The sequence below is a fragment of the Thermoflexus sp. genome (assembly GCF_040289485.1).
Taxonomy (GTDB): domain Bacteria; phylum Chloroflexota; class Anaerolineae; order Thermoflexales; family Thermoflexaceae; genus Thermoflexus.
Window position 1 is genome coordinate 1 of sequence record NZ_PSLG01000031.1, and the last position, 25,103, is coordinate 25,103.

The window sequence follows — 25,103 nt, forward strand, 5'->3', positions numbered from 1 at the left end:
TCCCGCCTGTCCCTCCGACTGGGAGCCCCGGTTTACCAGCCCTATGCCGCCGAGCCGCCGGACCTGCCCCTGCGCCGGCTCCGCCGGCCGGAGATCGAGGCCTTCCTGGCCGGCCCCTGGATCGCCCGGCTGATCTGCCTGCGGGCCGACGGCCGGCCCCATGGCGTGCCGGTGTGGTATCTATGGGAGCCGCCCGCCCTCTGGATCCCAGCCTTCCCGGGATCGCGATGGCCGGACTACGTGCGGGCGAACCCCCGGGTCCTCCTGCTGGTGGACGAACCGTGGCCGCCCCTCCGTCGGGTCCGCCTAGAAGGTGAGGCGGTCCCAGCGCCTTTCCCGGAGGGCCTGCCGGCGCTGGTCGAGCGCCTGGCCGGGCGCTATCGGATCGGGGCGCCACCCCTCGAGCCGCCCGGAGAGGTCTTCCGGATGATCCCCCGCCAGGTCCAGGGCTACCGCGGCCTGATTCCCCGCTAAGGGTTATCCGCCGATGGAGATCCGGATCGAAGGGCTGTTCCACGGTTTCCGAGGGCCGGAGGGCTTCCTCCCGGTCCTGGAAGGGATCTCGCTGCAGATCCCCTCCGGGGCCTTGGTGGGGATCGTGGGGCCGAGCGGCTGCGGGAAATCGACCCTTCTGCGCCTGGTGGCCGGGCTCCTCCAACCCATCGCCGGGCGCATCACGCTGGACGGCCTTTCGCCGGAGGCGGCGCGGGCCGCCCGGCGGATCGGGTGGATGGGACAGCAGCCGGCCCTGCTCCCATGGCGCACCGTTGCAGAGAACATCCGGCTGGCCCTGGAGGTGAACCCGCGCCCGCTGCGTCCTTCTCTCTCTGTGGAGGCCCTCATCGATCTGGTGGGGTTGCGGGGCTTCGAGGGCACCTACCCCTGGAGCCTCTCGGGGGGGATGCAGCAGCGCGTCGCCCTGGCCCGCACCCTGGCCCCCAACCCCTCGGTCTGGCTGATGGACGAGCCCTTCGCCGCCCTCGACGCCCTGACCCGCGGGCAACTGCTCGCCGAGGTGGAACGCCTGTGGCTGCGGTTCCGCCCCACCGTCCTCTGGGTCACCCACGACCTCTACGAGGCCGCCCGCCTGGCGGATTGGGTCCTGGTATTGAGCGGCCGCCCGGCCCGGGTGCGGGCCGTCCTCGCCATCCCGGAGCCCCGCCCCCGGCGGGAGGAGCGCCGCGTGGGGGAGTGGGCCCAGCGGTTGCGAGAAGCCCTGGAGGAGAGCGCCTCATGAAAGAGGCCGCGCTTCGATCCCCTGCCCTGGCCGGCCGCCGGCCCTGGGCCCGGGTCCGCGCCGGGCTCCCCTGGCTGAGCCTCCCCCTGACCCTCGTGGCCTGGGAAGCCGGGGTGCGGGCCGCGCATGTGCCCCCTTATCTGGTCCCCCCGCCCTCCGCCGTCCTGACCATCCTGTGGCAGGAACGCGGGCTCTACCTGGCAGCGGCGGGGGCCACGCTTTCCGAAGCCCTGTTCGGGCTGGCCCTCGGGCTGGGGATCGCCCTCGCCCTGGCGATGGCGATGACCTTCTGGCCACCGCTGGAGCGGGCGGTGATGCCCCTGGTGCTCCTGGTGAAGGCCATCCCCCTGGTGGCCATCGCGCCCATCCTCACCCTCTGGTTCGGCTTCGGGCCCATGCCCAAGATCCTCATGACGGCCCTGCTGACCTTCTATCCGGCCCTGGTGACCATGGCCAACGGGCTGCGGGCCGTCGACCCGGCCGTGGAGGAACTGTTCCGCTCCTGGGCGGCCTCGAAATGGGAGATCTTCCGCCATCTGCGCTGGCCGGCGGCGTGGCCCTACACCTTCGCGGCGGTGAAAACCGCCGTCCCGCTGGCGCTGATCGGCGCGGTCGTGGCGGAATGGACGGGCGCCTCGGCCGGGCTGGGGCGGGCCATGTGGCTGGCCCAGAACAACCTGGATATGCCGCGCCTGTTCGCGGCCGCCTTCCTTCTGGCCGGGATGAGCCTGGCCGGCTACCGCCTGGCCGCCGCCCTGGAGCGACGGACCCTCTGGTGGGATGCGGCGGCGCGGGAGCCCGGAGGGCCGCTGCGCTGAGAACCCCGCGGCGCGCGGTCATCGGCCCAGCGCGCTGCTCTATCCTTGATACGGAGGCGACCAATGGCGCGATCGACCCTGATCCGACGGCTGTTGGTCCTGCTGGCCCTGGTCCTCGGGGCCTGCACTACGCCGGCCCCGCCCGCCACGCCGACCGCTCCGCTGAAACGGATGGTGTTCATGGCGGGTTACAAGCCCCAGGCCAACCTGCCCTTCGTGGGGGTTTACGTCGCCAAAGAGAAAGGCTATTTCCTCCAGGAGGGGCTGGAGGTGGAAGTCCAGCATTCGAGCGGCCGGGGGGAACACCTGCAGTTGCTGATGGCCGGCGCCGTCCAGGTGACCACCCAGGATGCGGCGGTGCTGCTGCAGCGGCGGGCGGACCCTGGACTTCCCCTGGTCTCCATCGCCCTCATCGGCCAGCGGGGCCAGCAGGCCTTCGCCGCCCTGAAGTCCTCCGGGATGCGCACGCCCAAGGACTGGGAGGGAAAGAAGGTGGGCTACAAGGGAACCCCGCCGCCGGACCTCTTCGCCATCATGGAGGCCGCCGGGGTGGATCGGAGCCGCGTGGAACTGGTCAACGTCGGCTTCGATCCGCGGGTCTTGGTCCAGGGCCTGGTGGACGTCTACCCGCTCTTTAAATCCAACGAGCCCTATCTGCTGCGCCAGATGGGCTACGAACTGGTGATCTGGGACGCGGCGGATTTCGGGGTGCCCACCCTGGGGCTGTGCTATGTGACCAGCGAGGAGCAAATCCGCAAAGATCCGGATCTGCTGGTCCGCTTCCTGCGGGCGGCGCTGCGGGGCATCGAAAGCGCCTGGGAGGACCCGGAGGGGGCTGTGGAGATCGTGCTGAAGTATGCCCCCCAGGCCGACCGGGGCCACATGCGCTTTATGCTGGAGACGGAGCTCCGGGACGCCGAATCCCCGGTCACCCGGGAGCATGGCCTGGGATGGCAGACGCGGGAGCAGTGGCAGGCCCTTTATGAGGTGCTGCGGCGCTACAACGCCATCGCCAAGCCGGTGGAGATCGATGCGGTTTTCACCACGGCGCTGCTGGAGCAAGCCCGGCGGCGCTGACCGCCCCGGGCGGGGTGGGGAGAAGACGCTCATCCCGCTCCCCACCCCGCTTTCTCACCGCCCCTCAGCTTCCTCACCGTTGCCCGCGCGGGCGCCCATACAGCCACCAAAACCGGTCCTGTGGGAAGGCCGCCTGCAGCGCCTCTTCCCAAAGGAAAGGCCCTGGGATCCAGTGAAGGCGCAGGGTTTGATCCAGCTCCTGCAGGCGCCGACGAAGGGGGGCGACCGCCAGGCCCAGCCCTTCCGCCTCCTCCAGCAGCAACGCGATCTTCAGGCGGATGTGGACCTGGGCCGGGAAACTGGCGGCCCCTTCTTCAGGGCCTCGTTCGTAATCCTCCAGAAACCACGCCCAAGCGTCCAGCCGGCTGTGCAGTTCCCGTTCGACTTTATGGGCATAACGGCCCGCGTAACGCTGGCGGGCCTGCTCCAACCCTTCCCGCGCCCGCCGGAGGATCTCGCGGCCCTCCGGAGAGAGTCGGTCGGCCAGGGCCTCCAGCCGGCGCAGGCTCTCCAGCAGCCCCCCGATGCTGAAGGCCGGGAGGGTGGCGGAGAAGGGGCGCAAGGGCCAGTAGATGGGATCGGCGTTGAGGTAATCCTCCAGCGCCGCCATCCCCTCCTGCACATAGGTGAGTTCCGTGCGCAGATCCACGGTCGGCTTCCTCCTACGGACAGGTTCGATCTCCTTCCCCGGGCCGGGCGCCGCTGGGACAGGCTCCGGCGAGGGGGCCGCCGGGGAAGACACGGGCCTGGAGGATCGCCTCCAGGATCCGGGGCAGGAGGGCTTCCAGATCCTGGGAGGTGTCTACCTCCAGATACGGCCGGCCGATGGGCTCGACCCGCCGCTGCATCCGCTCGTAGACCGGCCAGGTCGCCTCGCTGGCGTCCTGAGGATCCCGCTGTCGGGCCCGGCCCTCCAGCCGGCCCCGGACCACCTCCGGCGGGGCGGTGATCAGGAGGATGACCAGGGGGATGCGGAGGCGGTCGGCGATCTGGTAGATCAGCGCCCGGTGGGCTTCGATGAGATTCGTAGCGTCGAAGATGACCGAGGAGCCCCGTCGCAACAGGTCCTCGATCAGCACCCGACACACCTGGTGCACCCGACGGCTCTCGTTCAAGGAGTGACGGGGCCACTTGAACAACACGCGCCGCACCCGGTCCGATTCGACGACGGGCGCCGGGAGGAGGGCCGCCAGCCGCCGCGCCAGGGTGGATTTCCCGGTCCCGGGCAGGCCGACCATCAGGATCAGGCGCGGATGCGGCGTGGGAATCGGCCGCAGGTCCAGGGCCTGGGCGGCCCGGCGCGCCAGCGCCTCGGCCTCCGCCCGGGTCAGGGGATACGGGGAGGGGCCGATGGTCGAGGGGGGCTCCGGCCGGGCCCCTTTCTCTCCCCCGGCTTCCAGGGGCGGACGCTCGGTTCCCGCCATGGGCATCACCCCGCCGCTTGTTTGCCGGCCCTTCCCATTATAGGCCGATCCGCCGCGTCGGCCGTCCCGCGATCTTCACCCCCGCTTCCCCGGCGGATCGTGTATACTGGCCCGCGCGGCGGCCTCGATCGAAGGTCCTCCGGGGCCTCCGCTGCGGGAAGCAAGGCCACCGGCCCGCCGCATCCAGACCCACAACCGGGAGGCGCATCTCGTGTCCGAAGCCGACAAGCCGCTCCTTCCTCCGCCGCTGGTGCTGCTGGTGGGCATCCTAGCGGTCTCCATGGCCTCCATCCTCATCCGGCTCGCTCAGCGGGAGGCCTCCTCCCTGGTCATCGCCGCCTATCGCCTGAGCCTGGCCACCCTGGTCGTCCTGCCGGTGGCGCTGGGGCGTTACCGGCACGAATGGGCGGCCCTCCCCCGCCGCGACATGCTGGGGATGTTCCTCGCTGGGGTGTTCTTGGCCCTCCACTTCGTGGCCTGGATCACCTCCCTGGAATACACAACGGTGGCCAGTTCGGTGGTTCTGGTCTCCCTTTCCCCGGTCTTCGTGGCCCTCGCCGCACCTATCCTCCTGCGGGAGACCATCACCGCCCGCGCGGGGCTGGGGATCGCCATCGCTCTGATCGGGAGCGGGCTTGTGGGCCTGAGCGACGCGTGCGCCGGGCTTCCTCTGCGGTGCTCCCTGGGCGGGAGCGGGCGCATGCCGTTGATCGGGAACGCCCTGGCCCTGGCGGGGGCCGTGACCGTAGCCGGCTATTTCCTGATCGGCCGCCGCGTCCGGGGGCGCCTCTCCCTGCCCACCTACATCACCACCGTTTACGGGACGGCGGCCGTCGTGTGCTTGCTGATCGTGGCGGCCCGGGGCCTCCCCCTGGTGGGCTACCGCCCGGAGACCTATCTGTGGTTGACCCTAGTGGCCATGGTCCCCCAATTGATCGGCCATTCCTCGTTCAACTGGGCCCTGCGCTACCTGCCGACGGCGGTGGTCACCGTGACCACCTTGGGCGAGCCCATCGGCTCCACCATCCTGGCCTACCTGCTCCTGGGGGAGGCGCCGACGGCCCTCAAACTGGTGGGAGGCGGTTTCATCCTCTTCGGCATCACCCTGGTGGCCCAGGAGCGTGGAGGATCCTGAGGGAAGGAGGTTGTCCAATGGGAGGCCATCCGTTGGAGCCGTTCCGCATCAAGATGGTCGAGCCGTTGCGGATGCTCTCCCGGGAGGAACGCCGGGCGCGCCTCCAGGAGGCGGGCTACAACCTGTTCCGCCTGCGAGCGGAGGACGTGTTCATCGATCTGCTGACCGACTCGGGGACGGGGGCGATGAGCGACCGCCAGTGGTCGGCGATGATGCAGGGGGATGAGTCCTACGCCGGGGCTCGCAGCTTCTATCGGTTCCGGGAGGTAATCCAGGAGATCACCGGCTACCCCTACGTCGTCCCCGTCCATCAAGGTCGGGCGGCCGAACACCTCTTCTTCGCCGTCGCCGTCCGCCCCGGGCAGCGGGTTCCCAGCAACAGCCACTTCGACACCACCCGGGCCAACCTGCTGGCCCGCCCCGCCGAGCCGGTGGACCTGGCCATCGATGCGGCCTACGATCCGACGCTGGACCATCCCTTCAAGGGAAACATGGATCCGGCCAAACTGGAGGCCTTCTTCCAGCAGGTCGGCCCCGAGAACATCCCCTTCGTGATGCTCACCCTCACCAACAACACGGTGGGCGGGCAGCCGGTCTCTCTGGAGAACGTCCGCACCGTGGCAGCCATCGCCCGCCGATACGGCAAGGGCCTGTATCTGGACGCCGCCCGCTACGCGGAGAACGTCTACTTCATCAAACTGCGGGAGCCGGGATACGCCGACCGCCCGGTGCGGGAGATCGCCCGGGAGCTGTTCGGGTATGCCGACGGGTGCCTGATGAGCGCCAAGAAGGATGGCCTGGTCAACATCGGCGGCTTCATCGCCCTACGGGATGCGGGGCTTTACGAGGAACTCTGTGCCCAACTGGTCCTCCGAGAGGGCTTCCCAACCTATGGCGGGCTGGCCGGGCGGGATCTGGAGGCCATCGCCGTTGGGCTGCAGGAGGCCCTGGACGAGACCTACCTGGCCTATCGCGTTGGCCAGGTCCGCTACCTGGCAGAGGGCCTGCAGCAGGCCGGCGTCCCGATCGTCGTGCCGCCGGGCGGGCATGCCGTCTACCTGGACGCCCGGCGCTTTCTCCCGCACCTCCCCCCCTCGGTCTACCCCGGCCACGCCCTGGCCGTCCACCTTTATCTGGAGGGAGGGATCCGCGGGGTGGAGATCGGGAGCCTCATGCTGGCCCGGGAGGATCCGGAGACCGGCGAGGTGATCCACCCGCCGATGGAGTTGGTCCGCCTGGCCCTGCCCCGGCGGGTCTACACTCAAAGCCATCTGGATTACGTGGTGGAGGTCTGCGCCCGCCTCTACGCCCGACGGGATCAGATCGGGGGCTTCCGGATCGTCGAGGCCCCACGGCTGTTGCGCCATTTCCTGGCCCACCTCGAGCCCTTGGGGGAACTGCCGTGATCGGCTCACCGGGGAGGGGGCGTCCGCCCGATCTAGAACGTGCCGCCGAGGCCCTCGCCGCGGGCGATGTGATCCAGAGCGTGCTCCAGCCCGTCCCCAGGGGTCTCCGGGCCGTCCCGAATCCACAACCGGTGCACGGCCACGCGGGCAGACCTCAGCGTCCCCTGGACGGCGCGGGCCAGGGCGAGGAGGCCGGCTTTGGCCGCCGCGTAGGCGGCGTGGAACCGTTCCGTGGCGCATCGTCATCCCTTTCACCTTGCGAGGCGAAAATGTCAGCTGTTGTCAACCCCACGCCCGCCCAAACGTCCGCGGGGACGATGAAGACGAAACCGCCACCCCCTCGTTCGATCATCCGGGGGGCAGCGGCCTGCAGCAGATGGAAGGCTCCCTTCAGGATCACAGCCACGGTCCGGTCCCATTCGTACTCCCCCATCTCCAGCAGGGACTCCAGCAGGGAGCGATGAGGGTGGACCTCGGCGTGGTGGACCACCAGGTCCAGCCGCCCCAGGCGCGCAACGATCTCCTCCACCATGGCGCCGACCGCGACGCGGTTGGCGACGTCGGCGTGGAAAGGCTCCCCGGCGCCGCCGGCGGCCCGCAAGGCCTCCGCCGTCCGCTCGGCGGCCGCTGGGTTGATGTCGTTGGCCACCACGTAGAACCGCCGGCGGGCCAGCCCGTGGGCGATGGCCGCGCCGAGGCCCTGCCCGGCCCCGGTCACCAGGGCCACCGGGCGCTCCACAGCAACCCCCTCATCCATGGAAACGGAAGTGGAGCACATCGCCGTCCTGGACCTCGTAATCGCGCCCTTCGATGCGCCACAGGCCCTGCTCCCGGGCCGCCTGGGGGGAGCCGGCCGCGACCAGGCGATCCCATGGGATGACCTCGGCCCGGATGAACCCCCGTTCCATGTCGGAATGAACCCGTCCCGCGGCCTGCGGCGCGCGGGTTCCCCGCGGGATCGACCAGGCGCGGACCTCGTGGCCGCCGGTGATGGTGAAGAAAGTGATCCGATCCAGCAACCGATAGGCGGCCTGGATCAGGCGGTCCAGAGCGGAGCCGGACAACCCCAGGCTCTCGCGGTAGGTCCGGGCCTCCGCCGGCGGCCACTCGTTCAAGGCGGCCTCCAGTTCCGCGCAGACCACCAGGAAGGGGCTGCCCTCGACGCCAGCGCGGCGCGCCAGTTCCGCCGCGGCCGGCCCGCCCTCGGGAAGATCCTCCTCCGCGACGTTCAGGACGATCACCCGGGGCTTGTCTGTCAGCAGGAAGAGTTCCCGCAGAAGAGGTCGCCAAGGGGCCCGCCCGGGCCAGGTGCGGGCGGGGCGGCCGGCCTGGAGATGGGCGGCCAGGTCCTCCAGCGCGGCGATGGTCTCGGCAAAGGCGTGGGGGTCGGCCTTGGCCGCTCGGCGGGTCTTCTCCAGGCGCCGCTGCACTGTCTCCAGGTCCGCCAGGGCCAGTTCCAGATCCAGCACCTCCAGTTCAGCCACCGGATCCACCTCCCCCAGGCCGGGCGGGATGGTGGGGGCCGCGAAGCCCCGTAAGACCATCGCGATGGCATCCACCTCGCGGATGTGGGCCAGGAACTGGTTCCCCAACCCCTCCCCACGATGGGCGTTGCGGACCAGCCCCGCGATATCCACCACGGTCAGGGTGGCCGGCACCACCCGCTCGGGCCGGACCACCCGGGCCAGGGCCTCCAGCCGGGGGTCCGGGACGGCGACGACGCCCCGGTGGGGCTCGATGGTCGTGAAGGGATAAGGGGCGATGGGCACCGGATGCCGCGTCAGCGCCACGAAGAGCGTGGATTTGCCGGCGTTGGGCATGCCGACCAGGCCGATCTCCATAAAAGCCTCAACGGACAAGGGTCCACGGGGATTTTAACCCTGGGCCTGGGGGGTCTCCAGGGCCCGGGCCGCCTCCAGGGCGGCCAGGGCCACTTCCAGCATCCCCTCGTCGGGCTCCCGCGTGGTGAGCCGCTGCAGCCACAGGTTCGGAGCGGAAAGCCAGGCGACGGGGCGCACGGAGGCGAAGCGGGCGCTGAACAGGAGGAACTCATAGGCGAGGGCGGCCAGCGCCGGCAACAGGGCCAGGCGCACAGCCACCCGGGCGAGGAGAGGGAGGCCGGGCAGGAAGGCGAAAAGGACGATGGCGATCAGGATCACAGTGAGCAGGAAGGCGGTCCCACAACGGGGATGGGCGGTGGGGAACGGGCGTGCCCCTGCGACGGTGAGGGGGGCACCGGCCTCCAGCGCATGCACCACCTTGTGCTCCGCGCCGTGGTAGGCGAAGACCCGCCGGACCTCCGGCCGGCGCCCGATGGCGCCCAGATAACTGATCACCAGCCCCAGCCGCAACAGTCCCTCCAGGGCCGAACGGGCGCCCGGGGGCCACCCGAGGAAACGGGCCATCGCCTCCGCCAGGGCGGCCGGGAGCACGATGAAGAGAGCGATCCCCAAGGCCAAGGGGAACAACAACAAGAGCCAGGCCCCCCAGCCCTCTGGGCGTTCCGCCGGCTCCCCCGCCGCGACCGCCGCGGAGAACCAGAGGGCCTCGATCCCCCATCGCAGCGTCTCCCACAGGGCCACCCCTCCACGCAGGAGCGGCCAGCGGCGCCAGCCCCGCCGTGGGGCCAACGGGACGGCGCGGCACACGATCCGTCCATCGGGAGCGCGCACGGCCACCGCGAGGCCGGCCGGTCCCCGGATCATCACCCCTTCCAAGACGGCCTGGCCCCCATAGCGGGCAAAGGGCTGCTCGGAAGCCGGGGCGCGGGCCATGTCTCCCCCTCAGACCACCCGTTGCAGGCGGCTTCCCGCCGGGGTCTTGCGGACCTCGATGCGGATCGGGAAGGCGTCCTGGAACTCCTCCAGATGGGAAATCACCAGGATCGTAGAGAACTCCTCCTTCACCGCGTTGAGGGCCTCGATCAGCCGCTCCCGCCCCGCCTGGTCCTGTGAGCCGAACCCCTCATCGACCACCAGCAAGCGCAGCGGCGTCCCCGAGCGCCGGGCCAGGACGCGGGAGAGGGCGAGGCGGATGGCGAAATCCACCCGGAACCGCTCGCCGCCGGAGAAATTCTCGTAGGGCCGCTCCTCTCCCTCGTCGGAGATCAGGATGTCCAGGGTCTCCTGGACCTCGCCCTCTTTGGTCTCCCGCTGGGTGCGGAAGCGGACGGTGAGGCGCCCGTCGGTCAGTCGGTGGAGGAGGCGGTTGGCCTCTTCCTCGATCTCCGGCAGGACAGCCTCGATGATCATCGCTGGCACCCCGTTGCGTCCGAAGGCCCGGCGCAGTTCCTCGTAATCCTCTTTCTCCTCCGCCAGACGCCGTTGCTCTTCCCGCAGGCGCTCCAGTTCTCTGGCCAACTGGTCGCAGACGCGGAGCCGCTGTTCGGCGGCGATGACGGCCTCCCGGGCCTTCCGCTCGGCCTCCCGGGCGGCATCCAGACGACGGAGCAGATCCGGCAACACGGCCAGGCGTTCCTCCAGGGCGGCCTTCTCCTGCTCTAGGCGCTGCCGTTCCTCCTGCAGAGCGCCCAGGCGCTCCGCGTCGCTCCGCTGCGCCGCCTCCAGATGGGCGAGGGCCTCCTCGGCCTGGGGGAGCCAACGCTCCGCCTCGGCCAGCAGAGGCCAGTCCCGGGCTTGCTCCTCCAGCGTCCGGATACGCTGGCGGAGGGCCCGGTGGGCCTCCCCATCGTAGCCCAGGTCGGCTAGGGCGGCCTCCACGGCCGCTAAGGCCGCCTGATCCTCAGGGGCGACCCGGTCCTCCCGGAGTCGGGCCTCCAGTTCCGCCAGTTCCTGGCGCTTGTGCGGGAGATGCTGGGCGGCCTCCTGGGCGGCCTCCCGGGCGGCCTCCACCTGCTCCAGGCGGACCGCGGCGGCGAGCAGGGCCTCCCGCTCCTGCCGGAGCTCCTGCAGACGGGCCTCCAGATCCCGCTGCTCCTGCTCCAGGACTTGGAGCCGGGCCTGGTTCTCTCGATAGCGATCGCCACGGCGGCGTCCCTCTTCCTCCCACTCCTTCTGGAGCCGGAGCCGCTCCGCCTCCGGGAGCGGACGCCGGCAGGTCGGGCACTCCGCGCCGATCTGGGCCAGGGCCTGCAGACGGGCCTTCAGGTCCTTCATTTCTTGCTGGAGCCGTCGGTTCTCACCCTGGATCTCGGTCCGCTCCTGCTGCAGGGCCTGAAGGCGGGCCTCAAGGGCCTGGATCTCCGCTTCCAGAGATGCCCGCCGGCGCTGCGCCTCCTGAAGGGATTGGATCTCGGCCTCCAGTTGCGGCAGCCGCGCCGCCCGGGCCTCCAGGTCGGCCTGTTCGGCCCGCAGGCGCTCGATCTGCGCCTGGAGCCGCCCCCGGGCCTCCGCGATCCGGCTTTCCAGCAACCCCCGCCGCCCCCGCAGGGTCTCTGCCTGCTGCAGGCGCGCCTCCATCTGCTCTAACTCGCGGCGGGCGTGCTGGAGGGCCTCATGGGCAGCCGTGAGTTCCGCCCGGCGGTTCAGCAGGGTCCGCCAGCGGTCGATGGCTTCACGCTGACGCTGGATCTCGACGGCGCGGCGGGCCTGCTCGCGCTCGATGGCCTGGGCCTGCTCCGCGATATGGCGCAACCGTTCCCGGATCGCCTCCGCCTGCTTCTCGGCCTCCCGCAGCGCCTCGCGCTCCGCCTCCAGGGCCTCCCGCTGCTGCAGCCGGGCGATGTGCTCCCCATGGGCCCGCCGGTATTCCGCTTCGTATTCCGGCCGCCGTTGCAGCTCCCTCTCGGTTTCCTCGATCCGCCAGCGCACGTTGCTCAGTTCCTGCTCAAGGGCCTGGATCCGTTTCTTCGCCTGCTCCTCCCATTCCCCCCAGCGATCCAGTTGAAGGATCTCTGCCAGGATCCGCTTGCGCTCGGCCGGCGTCTTGGTGGTGAACTCGTCGGCGCGCCCCTGGCGGATGAAGGAGGCGTTCACGAAGGTCTCGAAGTCGATCTGGAGGACCTGATCGATCGCCCGCTGGGTCTCCCGGATGCCTGTCCCCGAGAGGGAACGATGGCGGGGCTCCAGCATCTGGAAGTCCAGGGTGTGGCCTTTGCCCCGGCGGCGGACGCGGGTGACCTGGTAGAGGGCCTCCCCCAGCCGGAACCGGAGGGTCACGCGGGCCTCCTTCTCGCCCCGATGGACCAACCCGTCGGGGTCCTTGTCGGAACGGGAGGTGCGCCCCCACAGGGCCCAGGTGATGGCATCCAGCAGGCTGCTCTTGCCCGCCCCGTTGGGGCCCACCAGGGCAGCCATGCGGAGCCCGGTGAAATCCAGCGTCTCCTCCCGATAACTCAAGAAGTTCTTTAATTCAAGGCGCACCAGTTCCATCAGTGATCCTCCCCCGGGCCCTCAGCCTTCGGTCTCCGCCACGATCCGCCGGGCCCGCTCGATCAGCCGGGCCCGACGCTCCGGACCTATGTTGCGGGACTCCAGATAGCGCTCCAGTAACTCCAGCGGCGTCAGGCGCTCCACCTCCCCCAGGTGCAACCGCAGGCGGGCGGTCTCCTCTTTTTCGACCTGGAGGCCGGAGACGTAGAAGGCCCCGGCCCGCTCCAGTTCCTCCCGCAGCCGGGCCTCCCGGAGGATCTCGGCCTGTTCGGGACGGATGCGGATCCGCGCCCGCACCACCGCCTCGCGGATCTCCGCCGCCGCGCGGCGGATCCGGCCGATGGCCGCCATCTCAGGATCGGAGGCCTCCCGCAGATCGAGGGTCAGAGTGACAAAGGGTCGGGCCGGGCGCGCGACGAACTGCCAGCGGGCCTCCCCCCGCCGCACCTCCACCCAGCAAAACCCTTTCGGCTCCCCCTCCTCACTGAAGTCCACCCGCTCCAGGCTCCCGCTGTAGACGATGGGAGGCGCCCCGTCGCCGAGGCTTTGGTGTTTGTGGATATGGCCCATGGCCACGTAATCGATGGCCCGATGGCGAAACATCGAGGGGGGCAGGACCACATCGTAGCCGATCATGACCTGACGCTCGGAGCCATAGGTCGCCCCGTCCAGGGAGAAGTGCCCGGCCACCACCGTGGGGATCTGGGGATCGATCTCCTCCTCCAGCATCCGCTGGAGATTGGCGGCGATCGCGTCCCGCAACTGGCCCTCCAGTTCCTCCAGGGGGAGCGTTCTCCATTGCTCGTCCTTTAGCAGACGCGTCCGCGCTGGGAACGGCATGGCGACGATCTGGAGAGGTCCCCGGCGGGTGGTGACGCGGTGCACGGCCTCCCGCCGGCCCACCATCAAGCGGTCGCCCTCCCGCAGCAGCGGGCGGATGACTTCGAAGAGGTCCAAGGGGGTGGCCCGCTTCTCCATGCCCGGCAGATCGTGGTTGCCCACCAGCAAGAAGGTAGGGATCCCAGCCTCCAGGAGGCGCCGGAGGCGGGCGGCGAACTCCCGCAGGTAGGTGGGGGAAGGATCCCGGTTCTTGAAGGCATCCCCGCAGAACAGGACGAGGTCGGCTTCGTTTTCAAGGGCGTAATCCACCACGTCATCGAAGGCCTTCAGGAAATCCACCACGCGGCGGTTCAGGCCGGTGGCGGGATCGATCTGACCGTAGGCCTCCATCCCGATATGCAGATCGGCGAAATGGAGGATCCGAATGGGCGCTGGGGTCATCGCCACCTCCTCGGGGATCGCCTTCTGGCTATCAATTATAGTGGAGCACGTTCTCTGCGTCCGGAGCGCCCGGCCCGGACCCCGACGGCGATCACGAATTCACTTCAGGCGCGGAGCGTGGTAAAATTCAAACCGTAAGGAGGGAACCGATGGGCTTTACCGTCCAGGATTTCCACGACCTGATCCGGCTCTTGGAGGAGCGAGAGGACTGGCGGCGGGAATTGCGGCGGCTCCTGCTCACCGAGGACCTGCTGGAGGTCCCCCAGCGCCTCCAGGAGCACCGGGCGGCGGCCGAGGCCTTCTACGCCGCCACGGAGGCGCATTTCCGGCAGACGGATGCCCAAATCGCGGCCCTGGCGGAGGCGCAGCGCCAAACGGAGCAGGTGCTCCAAACCCTCGCCCAACAGATCCAGGCCCTGGCCCTCCAGAACCAGCGGCTGGCCCAGCATATCGATACCCTCACCCAGCGCGTGGACGCCCTGGCCCAACGGGTGGATGACCTGGCCCAGCAAATGGTCACCCTCACCCGCCGCGTCGACGACCTCACCCAGCGCGTGGACGCCCTGGCCCAACGGGTGGACGACCTGGCCCAGCAAATGATCACCCTCACCAGCCGCGTCGACGACCTCACCCAGCGCGTGGACGCCCTGACCCAACGGGTGGATGATCTGGCCCAGCAAATGGTCACCCTCACCCGCCGCGTCGACGACCTCACCCAGCGCGTGGACGCCCTGGCCCAACGGGTGGACGACCTGGCCCAGCAAATGATCACCCTCACCCGCCGTGTCGACGACCTCACCCAGCAAGTTGCCCGGCTCACAGGACAGGCCCAACAGATCGTCCAGCGACAGGATCAGATGCAAAAGACCCTCGACCGATTGGGATCCCTCCTGGGCCCTGCCGTAGAGGATCGAATGGTCCAGGCCCTGCGCCTCTGGCTGGAGGACCGAGGGTGGAGGCTACAGGTTCCCGTGTTCTCTCTGACCGTCAACGGGATCGGAGAACTCGACGGGCTGGTCCGAGCCTACACCCCGGAGGGAGCGGAGGTCTGGCTGCTGGTCTCGGTGAAATCGAAGGTCTGGCCACGGGACATCCTGAATTTCGTGGGGTTCCTCCAGGCGCCGGAGACGGCCGCGGCCCTCGCAGCGGAGGGCCAGCCCCAGGCGATGTTCCCCGTGGTTTTCGGGCTGGCCGTGGATCGCCGGGCGCTGGAGCAGGCGAAGCAGTTGGGAGTGGGGTTGCTCATCGGCGCCCAGGGGATGGTGGTCCCCCCCGCGCGGTGGTCCCTGCAGGCCGACCGTCTCCTCCGCGTCGACACCTCTGCCTAGGGGCGCTGTCCCGGGGCGGGGATCTGCCCTGTGCGCTGTCCGGAACCCGCGCCCTCACGGCTCGGGCTGACGACGGCGGGACAACCGCCGCCATCCCCAGCGCAACAGCAACACCCCGCCCCACGCCCCAAAGAGCATGAAGGTCCAGCGGACCCCTGTGAAGAAGGCCCCGACCAGGTCCCCCCACCCCAAGGTCGGCCCTCCCGTCGTCCGCCGGAGAACGGGCCGCGGGGTGAGGGAAGGGCCCGGCGTGGCCGTGGGGGGGAGTTCGATCTCCACGCTGGGGGTGAGAACCACCGTGCCGGTCGGTTCCGGCGCGATGGTGGGCTCCACGATGGTCGTCGGTGTCGGAGTGGGCTGGGCGTTGGCCACCCGATACGGCCCGAACAGAAAATCCTGGTGGCCACCCCCCTGGTCCCAGATCCGGATCAGGATGACATACTCCCCATCCGGGAAGACGGTCGTGTTCCACGTGGCCAGGACCATGGGGACCTCGGCACGGGTGGGGCGCCCCTGCACCAGCCACCGCCACTCCTTGGTGAAATCGTGGGCGTCCAGGATGGCCACATCGTAGCGGGCGAAGTTGGGATGGGTGGCGGTCCCGACGATATCCACCGTGCCCCACACCGGCTGGTCCCGGGGCGGGGAGACTACCTGGGCCTGCGCCCCTCCCTGGGCCCGGGCCGCCGGCAGCCCCAGGAACAGCCCCACGCCGAGAAGCCCCAGCCCGACGCAAGCCCTTCCCAGCCCGAGGGGAAGCCCCGGACGCCTCATCCGTGCAGCCCGCATGTGGAACAGGTGTGAGAAGCGCAAGCCGCGCAGCCGGAGGAGCCAGCCACCACCTTCCCATCGCTGATCGCGGCGAAGAGGGAAAGCAGGCGCCCGGTCCGCAGGCTGCCGCATTGCGCGCACGGGGCCGGGTCATCGGCCTGGGCCATGGCGCGCAGCAGTTCGAACTTCGTCCCGCAATCCCGGCAGAGATACTCGTAGAGGGGCATCCCGGCACGCTCCTGAAAGATGTGGGCTTCTTCGATTTTACCCGATGAGCCGGCGCGGCTATGACCCTGGGGAGGGCGCCGGCTCCTCCACGTGGGCGGTGGAGGGGTTGATCAAGCTCAGGGCTCGGCCCACCCGCTCGAAGATCTCCAGGCCGCGCTCGAGTTGCTCATCGGTGTGGGTGGCCATATAAGAGGTGCGCAACAACTGCTTGCCGGGGGGCACCGCCGGGCCCACCACGCAGTTCACGTAGACCCCCTCCTCGAACAGGGCCTTCCACGCCAGGGCGGTCCGGATGTCATCCCCGATGATGATGGGCACGATGGGGGTCTGGCTGGGGCCGATGTCGAAGCCCAGGCGTTTGAGTTCGTAGCGCATGCGCGCGCCGATATCGTTCACCCGCTGGATGCGCTCTGGCTCCTCCAGCATGATCTCCAGGGCGGCCAGCACCGCTGCCACGTTAGGGGCCGGCAGGCTGGCGCTGAAGATCAGGGAGCGGGCGTGGTGCTGGATGTAATGAATCACCGCCTCGTCGCCGGCGATGAACCCGCCGATGGAAGCGAAGGACTTGCTGAAGGTGCCCATGATCAGGTCCACCTGGTCGGTGAGCCCAAAGTGGGCAGCCGTCCCCCGCCCGTTGGGCCCCAGGACCCCGAGGGAATGGGCGTCGTCCACCATCAGCCGGGCGCCGTGTTTGCGGCACACCTCCACCAGTTGCGGCAAGGGGGCGATGTCCCCGCCCATGGAATACACCCCGTCCACCACCACCAGTTTGCCGGCCTCCGGGGGGAGGGAGGCCAACTGCCGTTCCAGGGCGGCGATGTCGTTGTGGGAGAACCGCTTGGTCACCCCCATGGACATGCGGGCGCCGTCCACGATGCTGGCGTGGTCCTCCTTGTCGAGGATCACGTAATCTCCCCGCCCCACCAGCGCGGAGATGGTCCCCAGGTTGGTCTGGTAGCCGGTGGAGAAAACCAGGGCCGCCTCTTTGCCGACGAAGGCCGCCAGCCGCTCCTCCAGTTCCCGGTGCAGGCGCAGCGTCCCATTGAGGAACCGGGACCCGGTGCACGAGGTGCCGTATCGCTTCAGGGCCTCGATGGCCGCCGCCTTCACCTTGGGATGGGTGGTCAAGCCCAGGTAGTTGTTGGATCCGAACATCAGGATCCGGCGCCCCTGGTAGACCACCTCCGTCCCCTCTGTGTCGTCGAGGGGGATGAAATACGGATAGAAGCCCGCGGCCATCGCCTCTTTCGCCGCGGTAAACCCGTAGCACTTGGCGAAGATATCCATCGCTCCCTCCCGCCACGCGGTTGGCGCTCCGAGGATCCCCTCCCCAGGGCGGATGCACCCCCATTATACCCGCGAGCCGAAGGAGGGGGATTGCCCGTCGAGGCCGGTGGGCCTAGGATAAGAGGGCATCAGGTCTGCGCGGCCCGAAGCAGACATGACGTCCTCTCGCCGAGGAGGGATAGGATGCGCCGATGGGTGCCGCTGGGAGGCGATCTGCTGTTGTTCCTGGTGTTCGCCGCGCTCGGGCGGGCCAGCCACGGCCTGCTGGGGGATGGGAATCCGATCGGGGGGGTGCTCCGGGCGGCCGCCCCCTTTGCCGTCGCATGGCTGGCCCTGGCGCCCTTCTTCCACGGACACCGGCTCGAGCCGGAGGCCGGGGCGCGCACGGTGGTCCTGCGCACCGGCGGGGCCTGGCTGGCCGCCGGGCTCCTGGGGCTGATCCTCCGCAGCCTCGCCCTGGGCCGGCCCGCCCCGCTGCCGTTCGCCCTGATCACCCTCTTCGGGAACGGGGCGCTGCTGATCGCCTGGCGTCTGGCCCTCACCCTCTGGCTCCGACATCGAGCCCCCGCAGGAGCGCGCCTATGAGCGAGCCGGAAGCCCTCGCCCGCATCCAGGAGGTGAAACGCCGGTGGGAGAGCGCGCTGCTGCGCAAAGCCAACGTGGTGGCGGTGGGGATCGGCTACCGACAGCGGGGCGGACGCCTCACCGATGAACTGTGCCTGGTGATCTCCGTGCGCCGCAAAGTCCCCCCGGACGAACTGGCGCCGGAGGATCGGATCCCTGCCGAGATCGAAGGCGTCCCTGTGGACGTCCAGGAAGTCGGCCCTCTCCGAGCCCTGACCTGACCCGATGGGTTCCTGGCTGCTCCTGCTGGGCGTGGGGCTGGGGCTGCTGTCGGCCATGCTGGCCCTCCTGAGCGTTTGGCTCCGCCGGTCCACGGGCCTCCCGGCCGGGCCCGTGGTTTACACCGATCTGCCCGGGGAACGGGGAAGGCCACCCCTGAGGGCGCCCCGGTATCGGTTGATCGGCCGGCCCGACCTCCTCCTGTATCGGGACGAGGGGGTGATCCCCGTGGAGGTGAAAGGGTCGCCGGCGCCGGAGCGGCCCCATCCTTCCCACGTGCTGCAACTGATGGCTTATTGCCTGCTGGTGGAGGAAGCCCTCGGCGTCCGCCCGCCGTATGGGCTGCTCCGCTATCGCGACCGGACCTTCGTCCTGGAGTACACGGAGGCGCAGCGGGAGGCCCTCCTGCAGGTGCTGGAAGCGATGCAACAGAACCTGACACGGGGGGAGGCCCACCGGCAGCATCGAAGCGCCGCCCGGTGCCGGGCTTGCGGGTTCCGGGAGATCTGCGAGGAGGCCTTGGGGTAATCCGAGGCCGCGGCGCCTCAGCGTTTGAGGAAGCGGTCCATGGCCGCCCAGTGGGCGGGGGCCGCCCATAGGTGGGCGAAGCGCTCCTGCTCCGCCGCCAGAGCCGCCTCAAAGGGCAGCCGATCCCCATCCCGGATCAGGGCCTTGACGGCCCTCACCGCCTCCGCGTCCCAGCCGAGGATCTGGCGGGCCAACGCCGTCGCCTCGGCCAGGGCCTGGCCGGCCGGGGCCACCCGTTCCACCAGCCCCAGCCGAAGCGCTTCCTCCGCCGACAGACGCCGGGCGGTGAGCAGCAGCTCCAGCGCCCGGCCGGACCCCACCCGCCGGCGCAACCGCTGGCCCCCGCCCCAGCCGGGCGTCAGCGCCCAGGTGATCTGCACGAAGGCCAGGTCGGCGTCCTCGGCCATCACCCGCAGATCGCAGGCCAGCGCCACCTCCACCCCTCCGCCTCGGGCGGGGCCGTTGATGGCCGCGATGCTGATCCAGGGGGCTTCCTCCAGCCGGCGCAGCGCCTCGCCCATGAGCGTCGCCAGCCGGCGGCCATCCGCCTCCGAGCGATAGGCGGACATCTCATACAGGTCCGCCCCGGAGAGGAACGCCCCTGCCGCCCCGGTGAGGATCACCACCCGCAGCCGGGGGTCCCCCGCGGCCTCCTGCACGGCTTTGGCGAAGGCCTCCATCGTGGCCCAGTCCAGGGCGTTCCGCCGGTGCGGGCGGTCGAACACCCAGATCGCCAGTCCCTCCGTCCGCTCGATGCGCAGCATCGGGCACCTGCCTCACGGGGAAGGGGTGGGCGCGGGCCAGGTCTCGACCACATAGATGGGCAGCCCGCCGATCATGCAACGGCCGCCCAGGCGATGCTGACAGCGGGCCGGGGGAAGCGTCAGGCGATACCGCGACGCGGACACCTGGATCTCCACCGGACGCCCCAGCCCGTCGAAGGCCGCCTGGAACACGCCACGGCGGATCAGGGTGAGGGGCTGGGGGCGATCCTCCCGCGACCACGCGATCAGCGTCCGGCGGTCCCCCTGGCGCACCTCCACCAGGGCCAGCGTGCTGCGCTCCACCAGACGGGCGGAGCGGAAGCCGGCCAGGGCTCGGATGGCTGTCTGATAGGCCAGGAACGCCGGCCGCAACGAGCCGTCCTCCCGGACCAGGCCGAAGGGCTCGGGGTTAGCGAAACGATCCACGGCGTTGTCGATCAATTTATAGATCGAGATCCGCTCCGCACCGGCGGCGAGGGCCAGGGCGGTTGCCTGCCCGATGAAGGCGGCCTGCTCCTCCAGGTCGATCCGGAACATGGCCGAGGGCACCGGCCAGGCGGGATCGTCGGAGGGGGCCGCGTTGGTCTCGGTGATCCAAAGGGGTTTGCGGCCCCAGCCGTAGGCCTGGAGCCGGGCCTGATGCCAGCGGACCAGATCGTAGAGCGTGTCGGGGTTGAAGTAGAGGTTGAGGCAGAGGCCGTCGAAGTAGCCGTTGAAGCGCCGCGCCTCCGGATCGCGGGCCAGGGCGGCCAGGAAGCGCTCAAAGTAAGGGCGACGGCCGTAGGCGGCGTCCCACCAGTAAGAGAAGGCCCCCAACAACACCCGGTCGGTGGGGCTGAGGCCCTTGAGGGTGCGATAGGAAACCCGCAGCAGGCGCACGAAGTCGGCCTCGCTGCCGCCCCAGTTGTAACCGGGATAATTCGGATCCCAGATGTCCGGCTCGTTCCAGATGATCCACGTGCGGATGAACGGATAGGTGGTCTTCAGGCGGCGCAGGAAAACGGCCCACAGGTTCCCGGGATCCGCTTCGTCCCGGTCCAGGCCCCTGGGGATCCCGGGGATCTGGGGGTCGGCCCGCGCCCAGAAGGGGGTGCCCAGCACCAGAGCCACGACCTCCCGTCCGGCCTGGCGCTCGGCCTCCAGCCGCTCCGTCGGCCAGGGCGGGTTCCAGTCCTCCGGCCCGTGGGGCTGGATCTCGTGCCATGCGAAGCGCACCCGCGTCCATCCTGCCCCCAGCACCTCCGCCAGGGGAGGCGCCTCCACCGACTCCACCACCCCGAAACGCGGGTCCGGCGGCGCAGCGGCCATCCCGACGATCCCCATGAGAAAGAGCAGCGCCTGGCCCGTTGGTTTACAACACATCGGTCACCTCGTAAAGCCGTCGGTATTCCTCCAGGGCGAAGCGGTCCGTCATCCCCGCGATGTAATCGCAAACCACCCGATGGAGATCCCCCTCCTCCCGGATGCGGTCCTGGACCCAGTAGGGCAACTGGGCGGGCTCTGCCAGGTAAGCCCGGAAGAGCCCCTCCAGGATGCGCTCGGCCTTGGATTGCATGCGCACCACATGGGGGTGGCGGTACAGCCGCCGGTAGAGGAATTCCTTCAACTCGCGGATCTGGCCGGCCATCTCCTCGGAGAACCGGACCAGCGGCTCCGGGTGGTCCCGGATGTCATCGGGGGATTGGGGGCGGATGGCGGCCAGGGCCCGGTCGGTGGCCGTCAGGACGTCGGTGACCATGAGGCCGATGAGCCGGCGCACCAGGCGGTAGCGGATCAGGTCGCTGAACCCCCGCCCGTCCCAACCGATGGCCGCCTGCAGGGTCCGCCAGATGGCCAGGCCCTCCAAGTCCTCGGGGCGGAGGAGGCCGGCGCGCAGGCCGTCATCCAGGTCGTGGGCGGTGTAGGCCAGTTCGTCGGCCAGGTTAGCGATCTGGCCCTCCAGGGTGGGCCGCCGGTGGGGTTCGAAGTCACGGATCAGCGGGTGGTCGTATTCGGTCTCGTGCTTGACCAGGCCCTCCAGGACCTCGTAGGTCAGGTTGAGCCCCGGAAACTCCGGGTAACGACGCTCCAGATGGGTGACGATCCGGTAGGACTGGGCGTTGTGCTCGAAGCCGCCGTGGCCCTGCATCAGGCGGTTCAACGTCTGCTCCCCCGCGTGGCCGAAAGGGGGATGCCCCAGGTCGTGGGCCAGGCAGATCGCCTCCACCAGGTCCTCGTTGACCCCCAGGGCACGGGCGATGGTCCGCCCGATCTGGGCCACCTCCAGGGTGTGGGTGAGGCGGGTGCGGTAGTAGTCCCCTTCGGTGATGATGAAGACCTGGGTCTTGTGCTTGAGGCGGCGGAAGGCGGTGGTGTGCAGGATGCGATCCCGGTCCCGTTGGAAGGCCGTGCGATAGGCGTGCTCCGGCTCGGGATAGCGCCGGCCCCGGCTCCAGCGACTGCGCTGGCCGTAGGGGGCCAGGATCTGATCCTCCAGGGCCTCCAGGTCCTGCCGCGTCCGCATGGGCGTCCTCCATCACAGCCCGCGGCGGGTCCGGACGGCCTCCAGGGCCCGATTCCGGAAGGCCTCCAGATCCATGGCACCCAGGTCCTCCCCAGTGCGCAGGCGCACCGCCACCGTCCCCGCCGCCTGCTCCCGGTCCCCCACGATCAGCATGTAGGGGACCTTCTGCAGCTGCGCGTCGCGGATCTTGGCCTGCATGCGCTCGCTCCGGTCGTCCACCTCCACCCGCAGGCCGGCGGCCCGGAGTTTCGCGCCGACCTCCTGGGCATACGGGATGTGGCGGTCGGTGATGGGGATGACCACGACCTGGACCGGCGCCAGCCAGACCGGGAAGGCACCCGCGTAATGCTCGGTGAGGATGCCGATGAAGCGCTCGAAGGAGCCGAAGATGGCTCGGTGGATCATCACCGGACGCTTCGGGAGCCCATCGCGGTCCATATATTCCAAACCGAAGCGCTCCGGCATCTGGAAATCCAGTTGGACGGTGGCCAGTTGCCAGTCGCGCCCGATGGCGTCCTTAACCTGGACGTCGATCTTGGGCCCATAGAAGGCCCCTTCCCCTTCCTTCAGGCCGTATTCGATGCCGCGGCGCTCCAGGGCCTGGCGCAAGGCTTCCTCGGCGATCTCCCACAGTTGGGGATCCCCCATCGCCTTGGGGGGCTTGGTGCTCAGGAAGAACTCGGGCTGGAAATCGAAGATGCTGTAGAAACTGTAGATCAGATCCAGCACCCCGTCGATCTCCTCCAGGATCTGGTCCGGCCGGCAGTAGATGTGGGCGTCGTCCATGGTGATCTGCCGCACCCGGAGCATGCCGTGGAGGGTGCCGGAGCGCTCGAAGCGGTGCAGCCGACCGATCTCGTTCAGCCGCAACGGCAGATCGCGATAGGAGCGCAGCCGCGAACTGTAGATGATGGTGGACTCGGGGCAGTTCATGGGCTTGAGGGAGAACTCCTGCCCCTCCACGTCCAGGAGGAACATGTTCTCGCGGTAATGCTCCCAGTGGCCGGACTGCTCCCACAGTTTCCGGTGGACCAGGATGGGGGTGGAGATCTCCTGGTAGCCCCGTCGGTCGTGCTCCTCCCGCCACAGCCGCTCCAGTTCCCGGAAGATGATCATCCCCTTCGGATGCCAGAAGGGGGCTCCCGGGGCGATCTCGTGGAAGGAGAAGAGGTCCAGTTCGCGCCCCAGGCGCCGGTGGTCCCGCTTGCGGGCCTCCTCGAGGCGCCAGAGATACTGCTCCAGTTGCTCCGGCGTCTCCCAGGCCGTCCCATAGATCCGCTGGAGCGTCGGCCGCCGCTCGTCGCCGCGCCAGTAGGCCCCGGCCACGTGGAGCAACTTGAAGGCCCCTGGATGGATCTGGCCGGTATGCTCCACGTGCGGCCCCCGACACAGGTCCTCGAAGGTATCGTGCCGATAGGTGGTCAGAACCGGCCGCTGGCCCGGCGGGAGAGGGTTGCCGTATTCATCGGTGCCGCGCTGCAGGATGTCCTCGATCAACTCCAGTTTGTAGGGCTGGTCCCGGAACAGCGCACGGGCCTCCTCCGGCGTGACCTCGCGCCGGATGAAGGGATGGTTCCCGGCGATGATCTCCCGCATGCGGGCCTCGATCCGCGCCAGGTCCTCCGGCGTCAAAGGGCGGTGGAGATCGAAGTCATAGTAGAACCCGTCCTCGATGGGGGGGCCGATGCCCAGTTTCCCCTCCGGGAACATCTCCAGGACCGCCTGGGCCATCACGTGGGCGCACGAGTGTCGGATCCGGTAGAGCCACGTCTCCTGGTAGGGCACGATCTTCTTCTGCGGCATGGGGACCTCCGGCCAAGGCTCCTCCAGAACGAAAGGCGCCTCCCGCCCCATCGGGACGGGAGGCGCGATCTCCCGCGGTTCCACCCCATTTCGGCCGCGCCCGAGACGCGGCCGCCCTCTCGGCCGGATAACGGCGGCCCGCCCGTCCGCCCCTACGCCGGCCGGGCCGGTTCGAGGCGGCCCCTCCAGGGCGGTATCCTCAGGTCCTCCACGGCGGGCCCTCTCAGCCTATGGGGCCCGCGCTCTGTCGTGGGGCCTCCCTGAGGACATGTCCCCTTCGTCGGGTTTAGGAAGCGTCACCCGCCCGGTTTCCGGGCAGGCCCTGTGGGCGGTAGAGGACTCGAACCTCTGACCTCCGCGTTGTCAACACGGCGCTCTCACCACCTGAGCTAACCGCCCACGGCGCCTTTTATTATAGCACCCAGCGGGGCCCCTGGCAACACCCCAGAGGCCTCCCCCGGAGGCCGGTCCCTCGCTCATAAAACGTTAACGAAATGTTTATGTATCGCTCACATGGTAAGGGCTAATAAGGAAAGTGGCCGTGTCCCCCGGCCTTCCGGGTTCCGGACACCCTGGGACCGGCCAGGAGGTGAGGCCGATGCGGCGCCAGGACCTGTGGCGGATGCTGTCGCGGGGGCGGATCCCTCGCGCCCGCACGGGGATGGAGGCGCTGGCGACGGCGACCCGTCGGTGGGACCTCCTGGCCCGGTGGGGGAGGTGATCCGCGCCCCGCCCCTGTCGAGGCTCCGGATCGCCGGGGCAACGGCTCAACCCGCGAAGAGGAGGTGGAGGCGCCATGCTGCCGCTGGATCTGGGCCTGGGAATCCTTCGGGTTCTCATCGGGTTGCTCTTCGCGGGCCATGGGGCGCGCAAGTTGCTGGGCTGGTTCGGGGGCAGCGGCCTGAACGGGACGGCGGGCTGGGTGGAGGGCCTGGGCTTCCGGCCCGGCCGCCCGTGGGCGCTGGCCTTGGGCCTGGGGGAGCTCCTTGGCGGCCTGCTCCTCGCCCTCGGCCTGGCGACGCCCGTGGCGGCCCTGCCGCTGCTGGCCACTCAGCTGGTGGCCATCGTCCGGGTCCACGCGCCCAAGGGGCTGTGGATCGAGCAGGGCGGCTTTGAATACAACCTGGTCCTCATCGCTCTGAGCGGCTTCTTCGGGCTTTACGGCCCCGGGCGCTACAGCCTGGACGCGGCGCTGGGCCTGACGTGGCCGCAGCCGGCGACGTTCGCCATCGTGCTCATCGCGGCCCTCCTCATCACCGCGCTGGCCCTCATCGCCTCCGCCCGGGCGATGCGCCTGTCGGGCCGAGCGGCGTGAGCCCCACGCCCGATGGCCCCGGCGG

General features: G+C 69.7%; 26 protein-coding genes and 1 tRNA gene. 12 read left to right on the top strand and 15 right to left on the bottom strand.

The features are described from left to right. From C4313_RS06840 to C4313_RS06855, 4 genes are all read left to right on the top strand, one after another. Positions 1 to 474: pyridoxamine 5'-phosphate oxidase family protein (locus tag C4313_RS06840; protein ID WP_352429123.1), on the top strand; the 474-nt coding region annotated here is incomplete at its 5' end. A 13-nt stretch (positions 475 to 487) separates the two neighbouring features. After that, positions 488 to 1,237, top strand: a complete 750-nt coding sequence (locus tag C4313_RS06845; RefSeq protein WP_352429124.1) for an ABC transporter ATP-binding protein — start codon at positions 488 to 490, stop codon at positions 1,235 to 1,237. Next, complete coding sequence (locus C4313_RS06850) at positions 1,234 to 2,055, top strand: ABC transporter permease (RefSeq protein WP_352429125.1); 822 nt, start codon at positions 1,234 to 1,236, stop codon at positions 2,053 to 2,055. Before C4313_RS06845 ends, C4313_RS06850 begins: the two co-directional genes overlap by 4 nt. A 63-nt stretch (positions 2,056 to 2,118) precedes the next feature. Next, a complete protein-coding gene (locus C4313_RS06855; protein ID WP_352429126.1) occupies positions 2,119 to 3,132 on the top strand; it encodes an ABC transporter substrate-binding protein in 1,014 nt (337 codons plus the stop codon). Between the two features lie 73 nt (positions 3,133 to 3,205). Here C4313_RS06855 and C4313_RS06860 read toward each other — a convergent pair whose 3' ends face one another. Next, positions 3,206 to 3,781: a hypothetical protein gene (locus C4313_RS06860; protein WP_352429127.1), complete on the bottom strand. Its 576-nt coding sequence runs from the start codon at positions 3,779 to 3,781 to the stop codon at positions 3,206 to 3,208. 13 nt (positions 3,782 to 3,794) lie between these two features. Beyond that, positions 3,795 to 4,562: a P-loop nucleotide/nucleoside kinase family protein gene (locus tag C4313_RS06865; protein WP_352429128.1), complete on the bottom strand. Its 768-nt coding sequence runs from the start codon at positions 4,560 to 4,562 to the stop codon at positions 3,795 to 3,797. Positions 4,563 to 4,767: 205 nt separating this feature from the next. Between C4313_RS06865 and C4313_RS06870 the strand changes: the two genes are divergently transcribed. After that, positions 4,768 to 5,691, top strand: a complete 924-nt coding sequence (locus tag C4313_RS06870) for a DMT family transporter (RefSeq protein ID WP_352429129.1) — start codon at positions 4,768 to 4,770, stop codon at positions 5,689 to 5,691. A gap of 17 nt (positions 5,692 to 5,708) precedes the next feature. Further along, a complete protein-coding gene (locus C4313_RS06875) occupies positions 5,709 to 7,097 on the top strand; it encodes a tryptophanase (RefSeq protein ID WP_352429130.1) in 1,389 nt (462 codons plus the stop codon). A gap of 154 nt (positions 7,098 to 7,251) precedes the next feature. Here C4313_RS06875 and C4313_RS06880 read toward each other — a convergent pair whose 3' ends face one another. The 5 genes from C4313_RS06880 to C4313_RS06900 are packed head-to-tail and all read right to left on the bottom strand — an operon-like array spanning position 7,252 to position 13,708. After that, positions 7,252 to 7,836 (bottom strand): SDR family NAD(P)-dependent oxidoreductase, encoded by a 585-nt coding sequence (locus C4313_RS06880; protein ID WP_352429131.1) that lies wholly within the window; start codon positions 7,834 to 7,836, stop codon positions 7,252 to 7,254. A 10-nt stretch (positions 7,837 to 7,846) separates the two neighbouring features. Continuing rightward, on the bottom strand, positions 7,847 to 8,938 hold the full coding sequence (gene ychF / locus C4313_RS06885; RefSeq protein ID WP_352429132.1) for a redox-regulated ATPase YchF: 1,092 nt from the start codon (positions 8,936 to 8,938) through the stop codon (positions 7,847 to 7,849). Positions 8,939 to 8,971: 33 nt separating this feature from the next. Continuing rightward, on the bottom strand, positions 8,972 to 9,871 hold the full coding sequence (locus tag C4313_RS06890) for a DUF1385 domain-containing protein (RefSeq protein WP_352429133.1): 900 nt from the start codon (positions 9,869 to 9,871) through the stop codon (positions 8,972 to 8,974). A 9-nt stretch (positions 9,872 to 9,880) separates the two neighbouring features. Beyond that, positions 9,881 to 12,427: an AAA family ATPase gene (locus C4313_RS06895; RefSeq protein ID WP_352429134.1), complete on the bottom strand. Its 2,547-nt coding sequence runs from the start codon at positions 12,425 to 12,427 to the stop codon at positions 9,881 to 9,883. A gap of 21 nt (positions 12,428 to 12,448) precedes the next feature. Continuing rightward, positions 12,449 to 13,708 (bottom strand): metallophosphoesterase family protein, encoded by a 1,260-nt coding sequence (locus tag C4313_RS06900; protein WP_352429135.1) that lies wholly within the window; start codon positions 13,706 to 13,708, stop codon positions 12,449 to 12,451. A gap of 149 nt (positions 13,709 to 13,857) precedes the next feature. Here C4313_RS06900 and C4313_RS06905 point away from each other — a divergent pair, with 149 nt between their 5' ends. Then, positions 13,858 to 15,036 (top strand): hypothetical protein, encoded by a 1,179-nt coding sequence (locus C4313_RS06905; RefSeq protein WP_352429136.1) that lies wholly within the window; start codon positions 13,858 to 13,860, stop codon positions 15,034 to 15,036. Positions 15,037 to 15,090: 54 nt separating this feature from the next. Here the strand turns inward: C4313_RS06905 and C4313_RS06910 are convergent, their stop codons facing one another. Genes C4313_RS06910 through C4313_RS06920 form a run of 3 tightly spaced genes read right to left on the bottom strand, consistent with a single transcriptional unit; the run spans position 15,091 to position 17,322 of the window. Next, the gene (locus C4313_RS06910) at positions 15,091 to 15,810 is read right to left on the bottom strand and encodes a hypothetical protein (RefSeq protein WP_352429137.1); all 720 of its coding nucleotides are present in this window, start codon (positions 15,808 to 15,810) and stop codon (positions 15,091 to 15,093) included. Further along, complete coding sequence (locus C4313_RS06915; protein WP_352429138.1) at positions 15,807 to 16,034, bottom strand: FmdB family zinc ribbon protein; 228 nt, start codon at positions 16,032 to 16,034, stop codon at positions 15,807 to 15,809. The genes C4313_RS06910 and C4313_RS06915 overlap by 4 nt, the downstream gene beginning before the upstream one ends. Positions 16,035 to 16,092: 58 nt before the next feature. After that, entirely contained in the window at positions 16,093 to 17,322 is a 1,230-nt protein-coding gene (locus C4313_RS06920) for an aminotransferase class I/II-fold pyridoxal phosphate-dependent enzyme (protein WP_352429139.1), read from the bottom strand. 183 nt (positions 17,323 to 17,505) lie between these two features. Here C4313_RS06920 and C4313_RS06925 point away from each other — a divergent pair, with 183 nt between their 5' ends. Genes C4313_RS06925 through cas4 form a run of 3 tightly spaced genes read left to right on the top strand, consistent with a single transcriptional unit; the run spans position 17,506 to position 18,693 of the window. Then, complete coding sequence (locus C4313_RS06925; RefSeq protein WP_352429140.1) at positions 17,506 to 17,907, top strand: DUF3054 domain-containing protein; 402 nt, start codon at positions 17,506 to 17,508, stop codon at positions 17,905 to 17,907. After that, positions 17,904 to 18,167: a hypothetical protein gene (locus C4313_RS06930; protein WP_352429141.1), complete on the top strand. Its 264-nt coding sequence runs from the start codon at positions 17,904 to 17,906 to the stop codon at positions 18,165 to 18,167. Before C4313_RS06925 ends, C4313_RS06930 begins: the two co-directional genes overlap by 4 nt. Positions 18,168 to 18,171: 4 nt before the next feature. Next, positions 18,172 to 18,693, top strand: coding sequence for a CRISPR-associated protein Cas4 (cas4, locus tag C4313_RS06935; RefSeq protein WP_352429142.1), 522 nt, complete (start codon positions 18,172 to 18,174; stop codon positions 18,691 to 18,693). Positions 18,694 to 18,710: 17 nt separating this feature from the next. Here cas4 and C4313_RS06940 read toward each other — a convergent pair whose 3' ends face one another. From C4313_RS06940 to C4313_RS06960, 5 genes are all read right to left on the bottom strand, one after another. Further along, complete coding sequence (locus C4313_RS06940; RefSeq protein WP_352429143.1) at positions 18,711 to 19,457, bottom strand: enoyl-CoA hydratase/isomerase family protein; 747 nt, start codon at positions 19,455 to 19,457, stop codon at positions 18,711 to 18,713. A 12-nt stretch (positions 19,458 to 19,469) separates the two neighbouring features. Beyond that, a complete protein-coding gene (locus tag C4313_RS06945; RefSeq protein ID WP_352429144.1) occupies positions 19,470 to 20,819 on the bottom strand; it encodes a hypothetical protein in 1,350 nt (449 codons plus the stop codon). After that, entirely contained in the window at positions 20,809 to 21,960 is a 1,152-nt protein-coding gene (locus C4313_RS06950) for a deoxyguanosinetriphosphate triphosphohydrolase (RefSeq protein ID WP_352429145.1), read from the bottom strand. Before C4313_RS06950 ends, C4313_RS06945 begins: the two co-directional genes overlap by 11 nt. A gap of 12 nt (positions 21,961 to 21,972) precedes the next feature. After that, entirely contained in the window at positions 21,973 to 23,763 is a 1,791-nt protein-coding gene (gene thrS, locus C4313_RS06955) for a threonine--tRNA ligase (protein WP_352429146.1), read from the bottom strand. 325 nt (positions 23,764 to 24,088) lie between these two features. Continuing rightward, a tRNA-Val gene (locus tag C4313_RS06960) sits at positions 24,089 to 24,162 on the bottom strand. Positions 24,163 to 24,361: 199 nt separating this feature from the next. Between C4313_RS06960 and C4313_RS06965 the strand changes: the two genes are divergently transcribed. Both C4313_RS06965 and C4313_RS06970 read left to right on the top strand, forming a co-directional pair. Then, positions 24,362 to 24,484, top strand: a complete 123-nt coding sequence (locus tag C4313_RS06965; protein ID WP_352429147.1) for a hypothetical protein — start codon at positions 24,362 to 24,364, stop codon at positions 24,482 to 24,484. Between the two features lie 75 nt (positions 24,485 to 24,559). Further along, positions 24,560 to 25,078 (top strand): DoxX family protein, encoded by a 519-nt coding sequence (locus C4313_RS06970; protein ID WP_352429148.1) that lies wholly within the window; start codon positions 24,560 to 24,562, stop codon positions 25,076 to 25,078. Positions 25,079 to 25,103: the final 25 nt, after the last annotated feature.